The following is a 19337-nucleotide window of genomic DNA, read 5'->3' as shown; positions in this document are numbered from 1 at the left end:
AATGAAATATAAAGTTGCTTTTGTTTGTATTGGTAATTCATGCCGCAGTCAAATGGCTGAAGGATTTGCTAGGGCCTATGGTAGTGATGTGCTCGATGTCTATAGTGCAGGGACTGACCCTGCTGATGCTGTTAGAGAAAAATGCTGTAAAAGCAATGGAGGAAGTGGGAATAGATATAAGTGATCATCAACCAAAATTATTAGAAGATATTCCTTCAGAACTGGATATTCTAATAACTATGGGTTGTGGAGTAGAGTGTCCCTATTTACCATGTAAATTTAGAGAAGATTGGGGACTTGAAGATCCTGCTGGCAAACCGATTGAGGTTTTTAGAGCAACCAGAGAAGTTATTAATGGTAAAGTAAAAAAACTAATTAAAAAAGTAAGAAATGGAGAAATATAAATAATATATTGTCAAAAAGGGGTGGTAAAAATAAAATTTATCTATGAAGTGGAAACAAGGTTTAATTTTAAAGATAAAGCTGAAGTATATAAAACCCTACCTTTTCTAAAAAAAGCTTTAGAGAAAGAATTAAGATGGGAAACTGTGCACTTTGGTTCAGCTCTTTTTAGGGAAGATATAGTATTAAGAGTAAGTAAAACAAATTTTGCCAAGCATGAATTACAGAGTCTTGCTTATAAAGAAGCAGATTTAGGTGAAACAATAAATATTCGGCGTGAATATAGTGAGAAAATTGATGAAAATTTTGTTGATAGTGAAATAATAAATATTTTGGGTGGAAATAGAGCTGTTAAAAGCAGAGAAGATGTTATCAAAGAAATAGAAAAGATAGGACATAAAGAATTTATGTCATTTAACGGCAAAAGTTTTGTAGGAGATTATAAATCCCTTAAGATAAAATTAATGTACACTGAGCAGATAAAATATCCAGTACTGCTTGAAATAGAAAAGGCAGCTTCTGATATTAAGGAAGCTAGAATGATGGCCAAAGAATTACTTGACTTTGTGCAAGATCATAATTTAAGTAAGCGAATGATAATTAAAGAGCCACCAACTTTACTTTATGAAGAAAATTTTAAAGATGTAGTTTCTTAATTAATATATTATTTGAGGTGTAAAAATATGAGCAGTGAAGAAATAAATGATAGAACTATTGAAGAAGAACCAGAAAATGTTGAATTTAGTGAAGGGGACGAGGTTCAAATAAAGGTTGATCAATTTACTGACTTAGGAATTAAAGCCATTATTAATAATAAGTATTATGGGCTTGTTTATAATAATGATATTTATAAGGATTTAGAAATTGGGGATGAAACTACAGCTTATATAAAAAATATCAGGGATGACAATAGAATTGATCTTAGCTTAAGGAAAATCGGCTATGGCAGGATTGAAGATGCAAAAGAAAAAATTTTAAAAACTCTAAAAAATGAAGGTGGGTTTTTAGCTCTAAATGATAATAGTTCACCAGAAGAGATTAAAGAAAAACTAGAAATGAGTAAAGGAAGTTTTAAAAAGGCCATCGGTGGACTTTATAAAGAAAGAATCATTGATATAACAGATAAAGGAATTAAAATTAAATAAATTAATTAAAGAACAAAAGGGATTCCAGACATTAATGTCCGGGACCCCTTTCTAAATATATATTTATAAACTATAAACTGGACTCGCTAATTATTTCTCTGCCATAACCTTTACAACTACTTCTCTAGTTCTAGGTCCATAAAATTCGCCAAGATAAATATCCTGATTGTCTCCTAAGAGGATTTCGCCGTCTTCAATTATAAAGTTCTGATCAACACCAAAATAACTAGCTTTAAGATGGGCAGCTGAAGAATCTCCTTTTAAATGTCCATAGTCATCATCGAGTTTGTTTATTTCGTAAACTATATCTCTTGTTATACCTGCACCACTATTTCCTATAATTGTTACAGCAGCAGTAGTGTGAGGAACATAGACCTGCAGCAATCCTGACTCAACATCAGTTTCCTAAACAACATTCATGATTTGATCTGTAATCTTAATAAATTCAACTTCCTCTGCAGTTTCAATTGTTAATCTTTTTAACATAATTAGCCTCCTTTTTTAATTTTAAGCCAAAATCAAAAGAAAAACTAATACTGTTAAAAGAATTTATTTTCACCTTGTATTTTTATTCGGTTTCATTATAACAACTATAATCCCAAAAATCAAATTTGGAAAAAAATAGATAAATAATTTGGTTTATAAAATTGAATCTTTTCAAAAAATATAATATAATTTTAATTAAGAATTAATATTATTTATTGATTTAGATTAAGGTGAAGTGTTTTAATGGAAATTTCAAGTCAGGCGCGTTACGGTTTGCGGGCTTTGATGTATATAGCAGCTAGTGAGGGCTCTCAAGCAATTCCTTTAAGGGAAATTGCAGAGAAGCAAAATATATCTGAAAGATATTTAGAACAGTTATTTGCAAAATTAAAAAAAGCTGACTTAGTTAAAGGTATCAGGGGAGCCCATGGAGGTTATCTTTTAAATCAAAGCCCTGAGGAAATAACTGCTGCTGATATTTTGAAGGTTTTAGAAGGTCCTGTTATTTCAGAGCAAGGTCCGGAAAAAATAAGCTCGGAAGCTGAAATTTATAAAAAGGCTGCTTATGAGTTATGGAATGGTTTAGAAAACCTTATATTTAAGCATTTAGCTGCTATAACTCTGGCAGATTTAAGCAAAAGAGCTGCTGAAATAAAGGCTAATAATAGTGATGGTTATATTTATCATATTTAACTATATTTAATATCCTCTGGTTAATCCAGGGGATTAAGTGTTTTTTAACAATTTAGTTAGAGAAATAATCTTGACTTAAATACCTTTCCCCATTATCAGCTGCGATTGCCAAAACATTTTTTCCTTTACCTAATTCTTTTGCAACTTTAATTGCAGCCCAGGCTGCTGCTCCAGAAGATGGACCTAATAATAACCCTTCTTTAGAGGCAAGTAATCTCGTTATTTCAATTACTTTTTGATCAGATATTTTAAAAATATCATCATAAATACTGGTATTTAAGTTTTTTGGGATAAAACCCGGGCCAGTTCCCGGTATTTTATGCTTACCTGCTTTACCCCCACTTAAAACAGGCGAATTTTTAGATTCAACTGTATATATTTTTAAATTTTTGATTTTCTCTTTAAGCTTTTCCCCAGTACCAGTGATCGTTCCTCCTGTACCTGCACTAGCAACAAAAGCATCTAGTTGATAATCGAGCTGTTCAAGTATTTCCAGGGCAGTGCTCTGACGGTGAGCATCAGGATTAGCAGGGTTTTCAAATTGATTTATTATAAATGAGTTGCTTATATTTTCATTGATAGATTTAGCTTTATCAATGGCTCCCTGCATCAAATTTTCCGCAGGAGTTAATATAACTTCTGCTCCATATGCTTTTAAGATTTTAATTCTTTCTTCTGAAACACTGTCAGGCATTATAATTATACAATTATATCCTTCAGCAGCTGCAACCATTGCTAAACCAATTCCAGTATTACCACTTGTCGCTTCTATAATAGTACCACCCTTTTTTAATCTGCCATTTTTTTGCGCAGTTTTTATCATATTAAAAGCAGGTCTGTCTTTAATACTACCTCCTGGATTAAAATATTCTAGTTTAAGATAAACATCTGCTGAGTCTTTTTCAACAAGATTTCTTAACTTAACAATTGGAGTTCTACCTATTAATTGAGTAATATTATTAACTTTTCTCATCTTAAACCTCCTTATTTGCAAGAAATTTACTAATTATAACTAAGATTGAAGCAGTTAGTTTTCCCTTACAGGTGAGAGCATCCCAGTCACGTTTATAATATATTTTTAATCTATCATAACTTTATCGGAATTATGTATTTAATACTAATTTAGATTATACTTTCCGAAAAGCAATCTGTCAAATTTAATTTAGCTTAGAATAATTTGCATTTATTGATAATCAAATAGATAAAGTTTATGAATTAATTTTTGACAAAAGTAAAGCAAAGTACTATACTATAGATTAAATAAAGATATATCTTATTTTTATTTTACCTTTAATTATTATTAAGAGGAGGTGATCTTATTTTAAAGAATAAAAAAGTAGCATTGTTAATTATTTTGATTTTAGCTGTGGGTTTACTTTTAACAGCCTGTGGTGCTGATGATCCTGCTGAAGAGGCAGTAGAAACAGATGAAGATGTTGTTGCATCTGCTTCTGTAGTTATTGATCAAGCATCTTTATTAAATGCAACTTCTGAAGATGGGTCCTGGATTGTGATTATTCAGCAGGATCTGAGTGTTGATGAAGATATTATATTAGTAGGTGAATTTACAAATAATAATGAGTTAGACCGCAAGATAGCTCTTTATGATCAGGATGATGATCGTAATTTAACTGACAGATATACTCTTGAAGCACCTAGTATTACTGTACAGAGTCCAAGCACTAGATTCCAGGGTGGAACCTTTGTTGGAGATGTATATGTAGAAGCTGAAAACTTTGAGTTAATAGACTTTACTCTAGACGGTAATCTCTATTTTGAAACAGAAGAAGCTGAAGAAACTTTTTCAATGGATGAAGATTCTACAATAACAGGTGACATAGAATAATAAATTTTAGTTTAAATCAAATTACTTAAAGCTGCTTAGAAAATCTCATTGAGATGATCTAAGCAGTCTTTTTTTGACAGGAATTATCCTGAGTGTTATACTATACTTAAGATACCTTATAGGGGTATATTTTAGAAACTTTTTAGATAAATTCATATTTTCTTCACAATTGCTAATTATAATATAGGTATACCGGGTAATGGTATATAAATCAATTTAAAAGGAGGTATGTTAATTATGATGAGATTTCCTCATAGAATGATGGGAGGAATGATGGGAGGAGGATTTTTTATGATATTTTGGTTGTTAATTATAGTGGGTGTAATTTACTTCATTTATAATTTAAATAAAAACAAAGATGGAAATTCTTCGAACCATAGATATAGAGATTCTAATAACAGCAGTAAAAGTGCAGAAGAAATTGCAAAAGAACGTTATGCTAAAGGAGAAATAACAAAGTCCGAACTTGATGAGATTTTAAAAGATATAAGAGATTAAAAATGAATCAAAATATAAATTAGGAGGCAAATAAAGATGGGATATTGTTTAGCTTTAGGTGGATATGGTGGAATCGGTGGAAATTTTCTCGGTAGTTTTTGGTGGCTGATGCCGCTTTTATTCTGGGGAACTATATTAACTTCAATTGTACTATTATTTAAATCCAAAAATAACAGTGGTCGTAGAGAAGCGCTTGCTGTATTACAACATGAATATGCTTTAGGTAAAATATCAAGAGAAGATTTTTTGCAGAGAAAAAAAGATTTAAAATAATTTAAAATTAATAATCTGGAGGACTAAATCATGAAAAAAACAATAATTATTGAGGGTATGAGTTGTGGCCATTGTGAAAAAAGAGTTAAAAAAGCACTTGAAGATTTTGCTGAAATAGAATCTGCAGAAGTAAGTGCTGATAATGATCAAGCTGTAATTGATTTAAATAAAGCTGCTGAAGAAGATAAATTAGCTGCAGCAATAGAAGCGGTAGGCTATAAATTTATAAAAATTGTATAATTTTAAAGCGGTGAACTAAATAATCCAATAAATTCTCAAATTGACAAAGTAATTCTCTTCTGTTAGAATAATTTAAGTGATGCCCCCGTAGCTCAGTGGATAGAGCAACGGCCTCCGAAGCCGTGTGCGTAGGTTCGACTCCTACCGGGGGCACCATTTATACTTGACAGAAAAAAAATAATATGTTAAAGTAGTTAAAAATAGAATAAATTCTTATCAAGAGAGGTGGAGGGAATTGGCCCTTTGAAACCCAGCAACCAGCAGATTATACTGCCCGGTGCTAAATCCAACAGGTGTGTCCTGAAAGATAAGTAGTTGTGAGTTACCACTTCTACTTAGAAGTGGTTTTTTTCTTTTATAGAGAAAAATTTAATGATATGATAGTTATAGAAGAGATAATTTAAAAGAATAGTTTTTTAGTCAATTTATCTTTTAAATGGAGTAGAGAATTGAGGAGGATTTAAAATGAAAATAAAAAAAATATTTGCAGAAAAAAAGCTTGTTTTTTCTTTAGAGGTTTTTCCACCACGTAATGATGTGCCAATAGAGGATATTTATCAGACATTAGATGAACTGCAGGGAATAAATCCAGATTATATTAGTGTAACCTATGGTGCTGGAGGTGGAGTAAATAAAAATCGCACAGTTGAAATATCTTCACTTTTAAAAGAAAAGTATGGTATAGAATCTCTGGCCCATTTAACCTGTATTAATTCTACCAGAAAAACATTAAATCAAATTATAGATGATTTGAAGGCTAAAAACATAGAAAATATTTTGGCTTTAAGAGGAGATCATCCAGATCATGGCAAAGAAATTGGAGATTATAATTATTCATATCAATTAGTAGATCATATCAAGCAAAAAGGTGATTTTGGTGTTGCAGCTGCCTGTTATCCTGAGGGCCATCTTGAGTCAGATAGTCTGGAAGAGGATATAATTCATTTAAAACAAAAGGTTGATCATGGGGTTGATTATTTAATTACCCAGATGTTTTTTGAAAACGAATTATTTTATAAATTTCGTGAAAAAGCTGCAGCTAAAGGTATTGATGTTCCAATTGAAGCCGGAATAATGCCGGTTATTAATAAAAGACAGGTCAGCCGAATAATAGAACTTTCTGATGCATACCTGCCAAAAAAATTCACCAAGATTCTTGATAAATATGGTGATAATGATGAGGCATTAAGGGATGCAGGGATTGCATATGCAGTTGAACAGATCGTAGATCTTATAGCAAGTGATGTAGATGGCATACATCTATATACAATGAATAACCCTTATGTAGCCAAAAAAATCAAAGATGCAGTGGGTTCTTTAATTGATTATATAAATGTGGAAAAGGCTGATTAATATGTCATTTAAATTTAAAATTGATAAAAGTGAAGTATTAAGATATTTAAATACTGATGAAGATTTTAATGACCAAATTATTAATACTTTAATTGCTGAAGCTACTGAAGAGCTAAAAGAAATAATAAATTTTCGTTATATATATAAAAAATTTCCTATACAAATTACAAAAAATTGTGTAGATATAAAAAATACAACATTATGTCTTCGAGGAAAAAGTATCATTAAACATCTTAAAAATTCTTCAGAAGTCTTTCTGATGGCTGCAACTTTAGGTAATCAGGTTGATAAAAGAATATCCTATTATGAAAAGACTTCTATTACTAAATCGATGATTTTAGATGCTTGTGCAACAACAGCGATTGAAGAAGCGTGTGATCATGTTGAAGAGGAGATAAAAAAGAAGGTTTTTGCCGCTGGTAAAAAGAATATAACTTTTAGATATAGTCCGGGCTATGGGGATCTTGATATTAAAATTCAAAAAGAATTTTTAAAAGTTTTAAATGCTCCCAAAAAAATAGGTTTAACAGCTTCTAAATACAATTTACTGATGCCTGCTAAATCTGTTACAGCTATAATTGGAGTAATAGGAAAAAATGGATATTTAAATAAAGAAGAACAAAAAAATAAAAATGACAATTCTTTTGAAGAAAAAAACTGCAGATTCTGTAGGCTTTACAAAGAATGCAAACTGAGAAAAAAGGGGGTTTATTGTGGAGCTCGAAAATAGATTAGGTAAAAAAGTTATGCTTTTCGATGGGGCAATGGGAACTGTTTTACAGCAGCGTGGTTTAAAAGCTGGCTCAGTACCAGAAATATTAAATATAGGAAAAAAAGAAGTAATAATAGATATACATAAAAGTTATCTTAAGGCAGGCTCTGAAATTATAACAACAAATACTTTTGGTGCTAACAAATTAAAAATGTCAGAAATTGATTATACAGTTGAAGAAATAATTTCTGCAGCAGTAGAAAATGCTAAAAGAGCAGTTATTGAAAGCTCTAAAGATGCTCTGGTTGCACTTGGATTAGGACCTTTAGGTGAATTGCTTGAACCAATGGGTAGTTTAACTTTTGATGAAGCATATTCTCTTTATCAGCAGCAGATTTTACAGGGAGTTAAAAGTGGGGTAGATATAATTCACATAGAAACAATTGCTGATCTTTGTGAAGCAAAAGCAGCTGTGCTTGCAGCAAAAGAAAATAGTAATTTGCCTGTTTTTTGCACTTTGACTTTTGAGGAAGATGGCAGGACATTTACTGGAGGGAATATCCATTCAACAATTTCTGTACTTGAAGGTTTGGGTGTTGATGCTCTCGGTTTAAATTGTTCTTTAGGACCAGAAAAATTGGAGTCTTTAGCAGAAGAAGTTCTAAAATATTCTAATACTCCGGTTATACTTCAGGCAAATGCAGGTTTACCAGTAGTGGAAGAAGGCAAAACAGTTTTTAAATTAAGTCCAGAAGAATATTATAAACCTATTGCCCGTCTTTATGAAAAAGGATTGGCAGTTGTAGGAGGATGTTGTGGTACTAATGAAGATTTTATTGCTCTTATTGCCGATTTTTTAAAAGATAAAGCTGTAAAAAAATCAAATAATGAGGAAATTTCTATTGCATGTACACCTTCAAAATGGAAAGATTTAAAGAAGATAAATGTAGTTGGTGAAAGAATTAATCCTACAGGAAAAAATGAATTTAAAAAAGCACTTAGAAATAAAGATTTAGATTATATTACAAGAGTTGCGATTGAGCAGGTAGAAGCAGGTGCAGATATACTTGATGTTAATCTGGGGTTGCCTGAGATTAATGAAGAAGAAATGATGGTAAAAGTTATTAAAGAACTGCAGGCAATTCTTGATATACCACTCCAAATCGACTCCAGCGATGAAAATGTAATAGCAAAGGCATTGCGCTATTATAATGGTACAGCAGTTGTAAATTCAATTAATGGAGAAACAGAAGTTCTCGAAAAAACACTACCTCTTATCAAAAAATATGGTGCAGCGGTTATTGCATTAACTATGGATGAAGATGGGATACCTGAAACTGCTGAAGGCCGCTTTGAAATTGCTAAAAGGATTGTAAATAAAGCGGAAGAATACGGAATAAAAAGAGAAAAAATAATTGTTGATTGTTTAACCTTAACAGCCTCTGCTCAGCAGAAAGGTGTAAAAGAAACATTAAAAGCTCTTAAGATGGTTAAAGAAAAACTTAATGTAAATACTACTTTAGGTGTTTCAAATGTATCTTTTGGACTTCCAGCTAGAGCTGTTTTGAATAGAAACTTCTTAACTCTGGCTCTTTATCAAGGTTTAAACTTAGCTATAATTGATCCCAATGATAGTGAGATGATGGCCAATATTAAGGCATTTAAAGTGCTGGCTAATCTAGATAAAGGGGCAGTAGAATATATAGAATTTATGGCAAATGTTGATCAAGAAGAAATTAAAAAAGAAAATTCTGCTATAGAAACTATGGAACTAGAAGAAATTATAGTCAAAGGTATAAAAAAAGAAGCGGCAAAATTAACAAAAAAACTCTTGGCAGAGAAAGATGCACTTGAGATTGTAAATAATCACTTAATACCTGCTCTAGATATTGTTGGAGAACGTTATGAGGAAGGAAAAATATTTTTGCCCCAACTGGTTCAATCAGCTGAAACAGTTAAAGAGGCATTTGCTGTTCTAAAAGCAGAAATGGCTAAAAATGGTGATGAAGATATTTCGAGAGGAGAGATTGTTTTAGCAACTGTTAAAGGTGATGTACATGATATAGGAAAGAATATTGTTAAAACAGTTTTAGAAAATTATGGTTATAAAATAATTGATTTAGGCCGTAATGTGTCAGAGAATGAAGTGAAAAAAGTAGTTAAAGATAATAATATCAAATTATTAGGTTTAAGTGCTCTTATGACCACAACGGTAAAAAATATGGAAAAAACTATTCAGATTGTAAAAGAAGAAAATCCGGATTGTTTGATAATGGTTGGAGGAGCAGTTTTAACTCCAGATTATGCTGAAATGATAAATGCTGATTACTATGCTAAAGATGCTAAAGATGCTGTAGAAATAGCTAAGAAAATTTTTGGCTAATAAATTAAAAAAAGTGAAAACAGACTATATAAATTTTTTGTTTTATATAGTCTGTTTATATTTTATTAATATAGTTCCTGCACATTCTGATGATCATCAATTAAATCCGCATAATTTACTGCATGTTGGTGGATACCTTCTTTTTCTTCTTCACTTAGTTCTCTAATAACCTTGGCCGGCACACCAAGCACAAGACTTCCTGCAGGTATTTTTTTGTTTTCAGGAACTAAAGCACCAGCCCCAATAATTGAATTTTCTCCTATTTCTGCACCGGTCAAAATAGTTGCATTCATTCCAATTAAACAGTTATCCCCAATATTACAGGCATGAACAACCGCATTATGACCTATTGTTACATAAGAGCCGATATATAAACCCTGATCTTCATCTACATGGAGGGCAGAATTTTCCTGCACATTAGTATAATCTCCAATTTTAATTTCATCGATATCACCACGAATAGTTGTGTTATACCAGATGCTGCAGTAGTCTCCAATTTCTACTCGACCAATGATCCTACAGCCTGGGGTATTAAGACAATTTTCTCCTAAAACTGGCCTAAAGTTTTTATATTTGTATAACATTATCAAACCTCCTTAAATTGCTGTTATGATTAAATTTCTCTCTTTACAATTTAATTCCTGCTTTTTAGAAAGATTAATTATTGATATAATAAGAAAAGTCTAAACTGTTTGACCCATTTAGCTTGCAAGCTGAAAGGAAATAATTTATAATTAAAGATGTATAAAATTAGAGGTGGAAAGTATGTCAAATAATAAAGTAGCAATCTTTGGAGGAACTTTTGATCCTCCCCATTTAGGGCATTTAATTTTGTCTGAACAGATCAAAAATTATTTTGAGCTTGATAAAATTATTTTTATGCCTGCTGGTAGACCTCCTCATAAAAGAGAACAATGTGTTAGTTCTGATAAAGATAGACTTAAAATGGTTGAACTTGCAGTCGCGGATAATCCTTTTTTTGAGGTTTCCGATTGGGAAATTAAGTCAGAAGGTTATTCATATACTGCTAGAACTTTAAAAGAATTTGTTCCCAATATTAATGCCGAGAAAGTTTTTTTTATTATTGGAGCTGATTCTCTGGCAGATATTTTTGACTGGCATAAACCTGATTACTTATTATCAAGGGGTAAATTTATTGTTTTCAAACGGCCCGGTTATGAACTTAATAAAATTTTACAAAAGAGTAAATACCAGGCATATTTAGATAATATCAGGCTTTATCAGGGCATAAGCATAGATCTTTCTTCATCTTTTATAAGAAATCAAGTTAAAGAAAATAATTCGATTAAATATTTAAGTCACGACAATGTTGTTGACTATATTTATCGTAAAGATTTGTACAGGTGATATGATGGATAATATAAATTTTTTTGAGGAAAATATCGAACTTGCTGAGATGAAGAATTATTTAAATTCAGAACGATTTAATCATACTCAAAAAGTTGTTAAAGCTGCGGTAGAATTAGCAGAAATTCATGGAGCTGATTTAGACAAGGTAAAAACTGCAGCTTATTTACATGATATAGCTAAATCATTTAGTAAAGATGAAATTGAGGATTTGCTTAAAGATACAAAATGGGAAATTAACAAGCTGGAATGGTCTATTTCAGCAGTTTTGCATGCCCCAGCGGGAGCAGAATTTGCAAAAATTGAGTTTAATATAAAAAATTATGAAATTCTTGAGGCTATAAGGTATCATACTTTAGGTCATCCGAACATGGGTATAATTGCTCAAATTATTTATGCTGCTGATTTTGTTGAAGAAGATCGCAAATTTAAAGGTTTAGATAAAATCCGAAAGGTAATTAAAGCTGACTTAGATAGAGGTATTTATTTAATATCTCATTACAGTATTTTATATCAGCTAGAACTTGACAACCCTGTTCATCCATACACTAATGAATTGCGAAATAAATTCTTGTTAAAGAGAAGTGATAATTAATGTTAGAAAAATTGACAGACTGGAAATATATATCTTTAATCATATTTATGCTTATAATTGGTATCTCTGTTGCTTATATCTGGAATGATGAACTAAGTCAAATTACAGATGGCCCTTTTGAAGACAATAAAGTTAATATTTTAGCTGTAGGTTATGATTCTGATATTAATGGTGGTGCTTCAAGGGCAGATACAATTATTTTGATAAGCATTGATGTAGACACTAATGAAGCAGGGGTAATATTTTTGCCAAGGGATACATATATTAACATAGAAGGCAAAAATTTTACCAAACTTAACACCTCTTTTGCCAGAGGTGGTATAGATTTAACAAAAGAAACAGTAGAAGAATTATTGGATATAAATATTGATTATTATTTAGCATCTGATTTTAAAGGTTTTGAGAATATAATTGATAGGCTTGGCGGGATTGAAATTGATGTTGAAAAAGATTTAAATTATGTAGATAGAGCTGGTGACCTGTATATTAATATAAGTCAGGGCAAACAGCATTTAAGTGGTGAAGAAGCTTTGAAATATGTCCGTTATCGTGATCAAAGTGGCGATATCGGCAGAATAGAAAGACAGCAAAAATTTATTGATGCAGTAATTGAAAAAGTTGTTTCTCCTTCAACAGTAACTAGTTTACCGGGTATTTTTAGAGAAATTAATAGATCGATAGATACCGACATACCTATAAGAGATATTAGTCCATTTTTGTCAACAGCAAAAGATATGGATTTAAATAATATTGAGATTAGAACCTTACCAGGAGAAGCACGTTATATTGCTGGAATCAGTTATTGGTTAGCTGATATGGAGAAAAGTCAGGTGATGATTGAAAACCTGGTTAGAAATAAATCTTATATCAATAATAGTAATTATAAGCTGAAAATTCTAAATGGTCAGGGAGGTTATGGTATAGCTTCAAATACTGCTAGTTTATTAAGAAAATACGGTTTTCAAATTGATCGTATAGGTAATGCTGACCATTTTAATTATGAAAATTCATTAATTATATATTTTAATGAAGATGATGAAAGTACAGCAAAAAAAGTAGCTGAACTTCTTAATGCTGAAAAAAAGTTTTCAGAAGAGGACTCAGGAGCTAAAAATTTAGAGATTATTTTAGGTCATGACTATGAACTACCCCATTAGAGGAGGAATTATTAAATGTCAGAAATAACTATAAAAGATATTGCAGTAATCGCTGCTCAGGCAGCAGATGATAAAAAAGCAGAAGATATTGATATTTTGAATGTTGAGGGATTAACTGTTATTGCAGATTATTTTGTGATTTGCAGTGCTAATTCTGATAAGCAGGTTAAAGCTGTTGCTAGAGCAATTGATGAAGAACTATCCAAAAAAGGTATTGAGCCCAAAAAAATTGCGGGTCTTGATGATGCTCACTGGGTGCTAATGGATTATTCAGACGTTATAATCCATATTTTTCAAAAAAGGGAAAGAGAATATTATGATTTAGAAAGACTTTGGGCAGATGCTGAAAAAATATTAAGAGAAGAAAAGTAAGTAATCATATAAAAAAGGAGTGAATATCTTTGCAGGATTATTATCCGTTTCATAAAGTAGAAGAAAAATGGTTAAGCAGATGGGAAAAATCAAATTTAGATAAAACTGGAACAGATCCAGATAAGGAAAACTATTATGTTTTAGAAATGTTTCCTTATCCATCAGGCAATTTACATATGGGACATGTAAGAGTATATTCTATTGGTGATGTAGTGGCAAGATATAAAAGGATGGAAGGCTATAATGTTCTTCATCCGATGGGTTGGGATGCTTTTGGTTTGCCGGCAGAAAATGCTGCAATAAAACATGGAAACATTCATCCAAAAGAATGGACCTGGCAAAATATTGCCCATATGAAAGAACAAATGAAAGCAATGGGTTTAAGTTATGACTGGGACAGAGAAGTAACTACAGCTTCAAAAGACTACTACAAATGGACACAGTGGTTTTTTGCTAAAATGTTTGAAAGGGATTTAGCATATAGAAAAGAATCAACAGTTAACTGGTGTCCAAGTTGTGAAACCGTATTAGCAAATGAACAGGTTGTTAATGAAGGTTGTGAAAGATGTGGTACTGAAGTTGAACCAAGAGAGCTTGAACAGTGGTTTTTAAAAATAACAGATTATGCAGATAGGCTTTTAGATGATTTTAAAGAGCTTGATAACTGGCCAGAAAAAGTAAAAACAATGCAGAAAAATTGGATCGGCCGTAGTGAAGGAACAAGAATAAACTTCCCTCTAAAAGATTTAAACGAACATTTAGAAGTGTTTACAACCAGACCAGACACTCTTTATGGTGCAACTTACATGGTGCTTGCTCCCGAACATCCACTGGTTAGTGATTTAACTGAGGGGACAGACAAAGAGCAAGAGATAAAAGATTTTATAGCTAAAGTTAAAAAGCAAAAAGAAGAAGAAAGAACTTCAGCTGAAACTGAAAAACTGGGAATATTCACTGGAGCATATGCAATAAATCCGGTAAATGAAAAAGAAATACCAATCTATATAGCAAATTATGTTTTGATGAGTTATGGAACAGGGGCAATTATGGCTGTACCTGCTCATGATCAGCGCGATTTTGATTTTGCTAAAAAATATGATATTCCTATTAAAGCAGTTATTCAGCCTGAAGATGAAGAAGAGAAGTTTAAAGGATCTGAAATGGAAGAAGCCTATGCTGATGATGGCTATTTAATTAATTCTGATAAATATAATGGTTTAAGTGTAGATGAGGCATTTAATAAAATGGCAGAAGATTTTTCAAAAGCAGGTTTTGCTAAATTAGAAACAAATTATAGATTACGTGACTGGTTAATATCCAGACAGCGTTATTGGGGTGCACCTATCCCAATAGTTTATTGTGATGATTGTGGTGCGGTAGCTGTTCCAGAAGAAGATTTGCCTGTAGAATTACCACATGATGTTGAGTTTTCTCCCAGTGGAGAATCACCATTAAAAAAAGTAGATGAATTTGTTAATACCACTTGCCCTCAATGTGGTGGGGCTGCGAAAAGAGAAACAGATACCATGGATACATTTGTTGACTCTTCCTGGTATTTTCTCCGCTACACTGATGCTAATAATGAGCATAAAGCATTTTCTAAAGCAAAAGCAGATAAATGGTTTCCGGTTGATCAATATATTGGTGGAATAGAACATGCTATTTTACATCTTTTATATTCGAGATTTTTTACTAAAGTAGTTCACGATATGGGGATGGCAGAAGCTGTTGAGCCATTTACAAACTGGCTAGCTCAGGGTATGGTGTTGAAAGATGGAGCTAAGATGTCTAAATCTAAGGGTAATGTAGTTGATCCCAAAGATATATTAGAAGAATATGGTGCAGACACAGCTCGACTTTTCATTCTTTTTGCTTCTCCTCCTGAAAAAGATCTTGAATGGAGCAATAAAGGTGTGGAAGGTGCTAATCGCTTTTTAAATCGTGTCTGGAGATATATTACAGAAAATATTGAAATAATAAGAAGTGGTGAAGGCGAAGTTATAGCTGATGAACTTGATAAAGAAGCTAAAAAATTATATAGGATTATGCACAGTAGCATCAAAAAAGTAAGTGAAGATATTGGTGAAAGACTCAACTTTAATACTGCAATTAGTGCGATAATGGAATTAACTAACGAAGTATATTCATATTTAAATGATCGTGATAATGCAGAGATAAATAGTTCTCTATTAAGAGCAGCTGCTGAAAACACACTTTTATTATTAGCACCCTTTGCTCCATTTTTAAGTGAGGAATTGTGGGAAAAAATTGGTTATGAAGAAAGTATTCATAAAGGTAGTTGGCCTGAGTATAATGAAGCAGCACTTGAAAAAGATGAAATTACAATAGTAATACAAATAAATGGTAAAGTAAGAGAAAAAATAAATGTAGATGCTGATATATCAGAATCAGAGGTAAAAGAAAAGGTTATGAAAGAAGAAAAAGTTAAATCATATTTAGAAGGTAATGAATTAGTAAAAACTATTTATGTGCCTTCAAAATTAGTTAACCTTGTAATTAAATAAATTGAGGTGAAAATCATGAAAGAAATGGCTCAAGTTATTGATAAAAAAAATGGACAGAGTTTAGTTAGAATTGTAAGGAGCTCTGCCTGCAATAAATGTGATGAAAAATGTATGCTTGGAGCTGATCAGAGCCATGAAGTGGATGAAATGGATGTTTTGGTTAATGATCCTATAGATGCTGAAGTTGGCAGTATGGTAGAACTTGAGATGGGAGCAAAACCTGTATTGTTTTCAGCTTTTTTGGTATATTTATTTCCATTAGTAGCTATAATAGCTGGTTATTTTGCTGGTAGCTATTTATTGGCAGTTTTTGCTCTGGCAGATGAAATAGCTGGTATTATAGGTTCAGTAGTAGGTTTTTTATTATCTTTTGCTTTTTTGAAGTATTTTGATAAAAAGGCAGGGGCAAAAAGTTATTTTCATCCAGAAATCATTAGGGTAGTAAATAATGCTGAAGTTTTTTGTGAAAATTAAGGTTCTTAATTAAAAAGATAAGCTAACGAGTGAGCCGTATTTCTTACGGGACACGAATTCTTGTGGGCTTGCCCCGGGAGGGTCAATAGGTGGGGAAAGAAAACAAAGCAATTATAACTGAAGCTAGTTCTACAAAAAAAGTGATATTAAAGCTGGCCTGGCCTGTAATTGCAGAACAGTTTTTAGCTACTATCACCCACATAGTTGATATGATGATGGTTGGCCGTTTAGGAGCAGCAGCTGTAACAGCAATTGGTTTAACTATGCAGCCTGTTTTCTTTACGGCTGCTTTTGCTTCTGCATTAAGTGTTGGAACAACTGCTTTGGTTTCCAGATTCATTGGTTCAGATAATAATAAAGATGCAGCTTTAGTTTTACAGCAGTCGATACTTATGTCAATTCTATTTAGTATTGTTGCTGCAATTTTATTTTATTTTTCCGCCCCATATTTATTAGCTTTTATGGGAGGGGACGCAGAAGTTATAGAACTTGGAAGTTCATATCTTAGAATAATGACTCCTGGGTTTGTATTTATGGTGCTCGCATTTATAGTAACTGCTGCTCTTAGAGGTGCTGGAGAAACCAAAATTCCAATGAAGGTAAATATCGTTGTAAATCTTCTCAATATAATTTTGAACTATCTTTTAATATTTGGGAATTTTGGGTTTCCAGAACTAGGTGTGAATGGAGCTGCTTTAGCAACAACTATATCACGTTCTTTTGGAGGGATTGTTTTATTAGCCCTGTCTTTTTCAAATTATAGTGTTTTAAAAATGAATTTTAAAAATTTCTTTAAAATCAAATTAACATTGATTAAAAGGATTCTTAGGGTCGGGGTACCTACTGCATTGGAAGAATCAGTCAGGCGAATGGCTCAATTGTTATTTGTTCGTATTATTGCAGCTTTAGGGACTACTGCCTATGCTGCACATCAAATAGCAATAAATGCAGAATCTATTTCTTATATGCCTGGCTTTGGAATTGCAGTGGCTGCAACAACAATTGTGGGTCAGAATATTGGAGCAAATAATTTTTCTGGTGCAGAAAAAGGCAGTTATGAAGCCTGGAAAATTGGTTCGTTAATTATGGGTTTTATGGCTTTAATATTTTTAATATTCCCCGAATTTTTGATTAAACTTTACACTGATAACCCAGATATTATTGCTATGGGTGCATTAAATTTGAGAATAATAGCTTTTTCTCAGCTGCAAATGGGAACTCATTTTATTTTTGCAGGTGCTTTAAGAGGAGCTGGAGATACAAAAGCTGTTTTTTATAGTACAGCTTTGTCTAGTTGGGTTTTTAGACTATTTTTAGGTTATTTATTAGTACATAGATTTGGACTTGGTCTTGCAGGTGGATGGCTTGCTATGGTTGTTGATTGGTCTGTTAGGGGTAGCTATGTTTTAATCCGATTTAAAAAAGGAAAATGGAAAAATATCGAGGTTTAGATTATTGTCAGAATATTTTTACTTTTTTAATAAACTTGCAATTTTTTAAAAAAATATATATAATTATAAAAAATAATATATTATATCCTGGGAAAGGAAAGTAAATTTGTATTTTTAGTAAAGCAAGCCGAAGTAGCTGTGAGTTCGGTCTAAAATTCATTTTGAAACGCACCTGGAGGATCTCTTCTGAAATAAGTAGGAAGAGACGCTAAATGGCGTTAAATTTTGAGTGGTCAGTTCTTAAGTTTATGCTGACAACTAGAGTGGTAACACGGGTAATTCCTCGTCTCTTATAAATAGGAGAGCGGGGTTTTTTAGTTTTATTGCAAAATTTGCAGAGTTTTTAGCCGTGAGAATTTAAGGAGGAGATAATTATGGCTTTTAATCTAAAAGGGAGAAATTTTTTAAAGCTGAAAGATTATTCACAAAAAGAAATTGATTATTTATTAACTTTATCAGCAGAACTTAAATCAAAAAAAAGGACAGGTATTAAAGGTGATTTATTGACCGGGAAAAATATTGCTTTGATTTTTGAGAAACCATCTACTAGAACTCGTTGTGCATTTGCTGTTGCAGCTAAAGATGAAGGTGGAAGTACTGAATATCTGGGTAAGAATGATATACAATTAGGAAAAAAAGAAACTGTTGCTGACACTGCTAGAGTTTTAGGCAGAATGTTTGATGGGATAGAGTTCAGAGGATATTCGCATCAAACCGTAGAAATTTTAGGAGAGCATGCAGGAGTTCCAGTCTGGAATGGTTTAACAGATCTTTTTCATCCTACACAAATTTTAGCAGATTTTTTAACTATCAAAGAAAACTTTTCTAAACTAAAAGGGATAAATCTTGTCTATACCGGTGATGGAAGAAATAATATGGCTAATTCTTTAATGGTCGGTTCTGCCATAATGGGAATTAATTATACTGTTGTAGCTCCTGAGAAATTATGGCCTGAAAAAGATTTGCTTGCGGAATGTGAGGCTCTAGCTGAAAAGTCGGGTTCTAAAATTGAACTGACAGCTGATCCGGTTGAGGGAGTAAAAAATGCCGATGTTATATATACTGATGTCTGGGTGTCTATGGGAGAAGAGCAAAAGTTTGCAGAACGGATTGAACTTTTAAAAGATTATCAAGTTAATATGGATATGATCAACAATACTGGAAACAATGAAGTTATACTTTTGCATTGTTTACCAGCTTATCATAACAGTGAGACTGAAAATGGACAGAAGATATTAGATGAATTTGGGATTACAGAAATGGAAGTTAGTGATGAAGTATTTGAAAGTAAATATTCTAAAGTTTTTGACCAGGCAGAAAATCGAATGCATACAATAAAAGCTGTTATGACAGCAACAATTTAG

The 19337-nt window shown here is 32.1% G+C and carries 20 protein-coding genes, 1 tRNA gene, 2 pseudogenes, 1 riboswitch and 1 other annotated feature; of the genes and pseudogenes, 20 read left to right on the top strand and 3 right to left on the bottom strand.

The genetic code is table 11. The features are described from left to right. Window position 1: 1 nt before the first annotated feature. The 3 genes and pseudogenes from HALSA_RS08775 (at window position 2) to HALSA_RS08765 (ending at window position 1547) form a co-directional block, all read left to right on the top strand. Window positions 2–404, top strand: a pseudogene (locus HALSA_RS08775) (arsenate reductase ArsC). Between the two features lie 21 nt (window positions 405–425). Further along, the gene (locus HALSA_RS08770; RefSeq protein ID WP_013406219.1) at window positions 426–1058 is read left to right on the top strand and encodes a hypothetical protein; all 633 of its coding nucleotides are present in this window, start codon (window positions 426–428) and stop codon (window positions 1056–1058) included. Between the two features lie 27 nt (window positions 1059–1085). Then, window positions 1086–1547, top strand: a complete 462-nt coding sequence (locus tag HALSA_RS08765) for a S1 RNA-binding domain-containing protein (RefSeq protein ID WP_013406218.1) — start codon at window positions 1086–1088, stop codon at window positions 1545–1547. A 90-nt stretch (window positions 1548–1637) separates the two neighbouring features. On the opposite strand, the pseudogene HALSA_RS08760 reads toward HALSA_RS08765, so the two are convergent. After that, window positions 1638–1937: pseudogene (locus HALSA_RS08760) on the bottom strand (secondary thiamine-phosphate synthase enzyme YjbQ); the annotation flags it as partial. A 339-nt stretch (window positions 1938–2276) separates the two neighbouring features. Between HALSA_RS08760 and HALSA_RS08755 the strand changes: the two are divergent. Further along, window positions 2277–2726, top strand: coding sequence for an RrF2 family transcriptional regulator (locus HALSA_RS08755; protein ID WP_013406217.1), 450 nt, complete (start codon window positions 2277–2279; stop codon window positions 2724–2726). A 52-nt stretch (window positions 2727–2778) separates the two neighbouring features. Here HALSA_RS08755 and cysK read toward each other — a convergent pair whose 3' ends face one another. Then, complete coding sequence (gene cysK, locus HALSA_RS08750; RefSeq protein ID WP_013406216.1) at window positions 2779–3699, bottom strand: cysteine synthase A; 921 nt, start codon at window positions 3697–3699, stop codon at window positions 2779–2781. A gap of 369 nt (window positions 3700–4068) precedes the next feature. Here cysK and HALSA_RS08745 point away from each other — a divergent pair, with 369 nt between their 5' ends. From HALSA_RS08745 to HALSA_RS08710, 8 genes are all read left to right on the top strand, one after another. Then, complete coding sequence (locus tag HALSA_RS08745; RefSeq protein WP_238524744.1) at window positions 4069–4572, top strand: hypothetical protein; 504 nt, start codon at window positions 4069–4071, stop codon at window positions 4570–4572. Between the two features lie 237 nt (window positions 4573–4809). Beyond that, a complete protein-coding gene (locus HALSA_RS08740; RefSeq protein WP_013406214.1) occupies window positions 4810–5070 on the top strand; it encodes an SHOCT domain-containing protein in 261 nt (86 codons plus the stop codon). A gap of 36 nt (window positions 5071–5106) precedes the next feature. Further along, window positions 5107–5343 carry a hypothetical protein gene (locus HALSA_RS08735; RefSeq protein WP_013406213.1) on the top strand — a complete coding sequence of 79 codons (237 nt, stop codon included), beginning with the start codon at window positions 5107–5109 and terminating at the stop codon, window positions 5341–5343. Window positions 5344–5373: 30 nt separating this feature from the next. After that, the gene (locus HALSA_RS08730) at window positions 5374–5583 is read left to right on the top strand and encodes a heavy-metal-associated domain-containing protein (protein WP_013406212.1); all 210 of its coding nucleotides are present in this window, start codon (window positions 5374–5376) and stop codon (window positions 5581–5583) included. Between the two features lie 81 nt (window positions 5584–5664). Further along, window positions 5665–5739 (top strand) — tRNA-Arg (locus tag HALSA_RS08725). A 54-nt stretch (window positions 5740–5793) separates the two neighbouring features. Continuing rightward, a riboswitch (SAM riboswitch) is annotated at window positions 5794–5897 on the top strand. Between the two features lie 151 nt (window positions 5898–6048). Further along, window positions 6049–6936, top strand: coding sequence for a methylenetetrahydrofolate reductase [NAD(P)H] (gene metF, locus HALSA_RS08720; RefSeq protein ID WP_013406211.1), 888 nt, complete (start codon window positions 6049–6051; stop codon window positions 6934–6936). Between the two features lies 1 nt (window position 6937). After that, a complete protein-coding gene (locus tag HALSA_RS08715) occupies window positions 6938–7666 on the top strand; it encodes a Vitamin B12 dependent methionine synthase activation subunit (protein ID WP_013406210.1) in 729 nt (242 codons plus the stop codon). After that, complete coding sequence (locus tag HALSA_RS08710) at window positions 7650–10031, top strand: homocysteine S-methyltransferase family protein (protein WP_013406209.1); 2382 nt, start codon at window positions 7650–7652, stop codon at window positions 10029–10031. Before HALSA_RS08715 ends, HALSA_RS08710 begins: the two co-directional genes overlap by 17 nt. A gap of 65 nt (window positions 10032–10096) precedes the next feature. Here HALSA_RS08710 and HALSA_RS08705 read toward each other — a convergent pair whose 3' ends face one another. Further along, entirely contained in the window at window positions 10097–10615 is a 519-nt protein-coding gene (locus HALSA_RS08705; RefSeq protein WP_013406208.1) for a gamma carbonic anhydrase family protein, read from the bottom strand. Window positions 10616–10796: 181 nt separating this feature from the next. Here HALSA_RS08705 and nadD point away from each other — a divergent pair, with 181 nt between their 5' ends. The 8 genes from nadD to argF all read left to right on the top strand — a co-directional run bounded on the left by nadD (window position 10797) and on the right by argF (window position 19337). Further along, entirely contained in the window at window positions 10797–11399 is a 603-nt protein-coding gene (gene nadD, locus HALSA_RS08700) for a nicotinate-nucleotide adenylyltransferase (RefSeq protein WP_013406207.1), read from the top strand. 4 nt (window positions 11400–11403) lie between these two features. Further along, the gene (yqeK, locus tag HALSA_RS08695) at window positions 11404–11994 is read left to right on the top strand and encodes a bis(5'-nucleosyl)-tetraphosphatase (symmetrical) YqeK (protein ID WP_013406206.1); all 591 of its coding nucleotides are present in this window, start codon (window positions 11404–11406) and stop codon (window positions 11992–11994) included. Beyond that, the gene (locus HALSA_RS08690; protein ID WP_013406205.1) at window positions 11994–13151 is read left to right on the top strand and encodes an LCP family protein; all 1158 of its coding nucleotides are present in this window, start codon (window positions 11994–11996) and stop codon (window positions 13149–13151) included. The genes yqeK and HALSA_RS08690 overlap by 1 nt, the downstream gene beginning before the upstream one ends. 15 nt (window positions 13152–13166) lie before the next feature. After that, window positions 13167–13523 carry a ribosome silencing factor gene (gene rsfS, locus HALSA_RS08685; RefSeq protein WP_013406204.1) on the top strand — a complete coding sequence of 119 codons (357 nt, stop codon included), beginning with the start codon at window positions 13167–13169 and terminating at the stop codon, window positions 13521–13523. A 29-nt stretch (window positions 13524–13552) separates the two neighbouring features. Continuing rightward, entirely contained in the window at window positions 13553–16048 is a 2496-nt protein-coding gene (gene leuS, locus HALSA_RS08680) for a leucine--tRNA ligase (RefSeq protein ID WP_013406203.1), read from the top strand. Between the two features lie 15 nt (window positions 16049–16063). Beyond that, window positions 16064–16522, top strand: a complete 459-nt coding sequence (locus HALSA_RS08675; RefSeq protein WP_013406202.1) for a SoxR reducing system RseC family protein — start codon at window positions 16064–16066, stop codon at window positions 16520–16522. 89 nt (window positions 16523–16611) lie between these two features. Next, the gene (locus HALSA_RS08670) at window positions 16612–17973 is read left to right on the top strand and encodes an MATE family efflux transporter (RefSeq protein WP_013406201.1); all 1362 of its coding nucleotides are present in this window, start codon (window positions 16612–16614) and stop codon (window positions 17971–17973) included. Between the two features lie 80 nt (window positions 17974–18053). Then, window positions 18054–18267: a binding site (T-box leader), on the top strand. A gap of 80 nt (window positions 18268–18347) precedes the next feature. Then, a complete protein-coding gene (gene argF / locus HALSA_RS08665) occupies window positions 18348–19337 on the top strand; it encodes an ornithine carbamoyltransferase (RefSeq protein ID WP_013406200.1) in 990 nt (329 codons plus the stop codon).

It is taken from the genome of Halanaerobium hydrogeniformans, assembly GCF_000166415.1.
In the GTDB taxonomy this organism is placed as follows: domain Bacteria; phylum Bacillota; class Halanaerobiia; order Halanaerobiales; family Halanaerobiaceae; genus Halanaerobium; species Halanaerobium hydrogeniformans.
This window is presented reverse-complemented; position numbering and strand designations above follow the sequence as displayed.

Coding starts and splice junctions, on each gene's coding strand:
- HALSA_RS08705 (WP_013406208.1), bottom strand. CDS start 10,615: ATGTTATACAAATATAAAAACTTTAGGCCAGTTTTAGGAGAAAATTGT.
- cysK (WP_013406216.1), bottom strand. CDS start 3,699: ATGAGAAAAGTTAATAATATTACTCAATTAATAGGTAGAACTCCAATT.
- argF (WP_013406200.1), top strand. CDS start 18,348: ATGGCTTTTAATCTAAAAGGGAGAAATTTTTTAAAGCTGAAAGATTAT.
- HALSA_RS08755 (WP_013406217.1), top strand. CDS start 2,277: ATGGAAATTTCAAGTCAGGCGCGTTACGGTTTGCGGGCTTTGATGTAT.
- HALSA_RS08715 (WP_013406210.1), top strand. CDS start 6,938: ATGTCATTTAAATTTAAAATTGATAAAAGTGAAGTATTAAGATATTTA.
- rsfS (WP_013406204.1), top strand. CDS start 13,167: ATGTCAGAAATAACTATAAAAGATATTGCAGTAATCGCTGCTCAGGCA.
- HALSA_RS08690 (WP_013406205.1), top strand. CDS start 11,994: ATGTTAGAAAAATTGACAGACTGGAAATATATATCTTTAATCATATTT.
- HALSA_RS08730 (WP_013406212.1), top strand. CDS start 5,374: ATGAAAAAAACAATAATTATTGAGGGTATGAGTTGTGGCCATTGTGAA.
- HALSA_RS08735 (WP_013406213.1), top strand. CDS start 5,107: ATGGGATATTGTTTAGCTTTAGGTGGATATGGTGGAATCGGTGGAAAT.
- HALSA_RS08740 (WP_013406214.1), top strand. CDS start 4,810: ATGATGAGATTTCCTCATAGAATGATGGGAGGAATGATGGGAGGAGGA.
- yqeK (WP_013406206.1), top strand. CDS start 11,404: ATGGATAATATAAATTTTTTTGAGGAAAATATCGAACTTGCTGAGATG.
- HALSA_RS08765 (WP_013406218.1), top strand. CDS start 1,086: ATGAGCAGTGAAGAAATAAATGATAGAACTATTGAAGAAGAACCAGAA.
- metF (WP_013406211.1), top strand. CDS start 6,049: ATGAAAATAAAAAAAATATTTGCAGAAAAAAAGCTTGTTTTTTCTTTA.
- HALSA_RS08675 (WP_013406202.1), top strand. CDS start 16,064: ATGAAAGAAATGGCTCAAGTTATTGATAAAAAAAATGGACAGAGTTTA.
- nadD (WP_013406207.1), top strand. CDS start 10,797: ATGTCAAATAATAAAGTAGCAATCTTTGGAGGAACTTTTGATCCTCCC.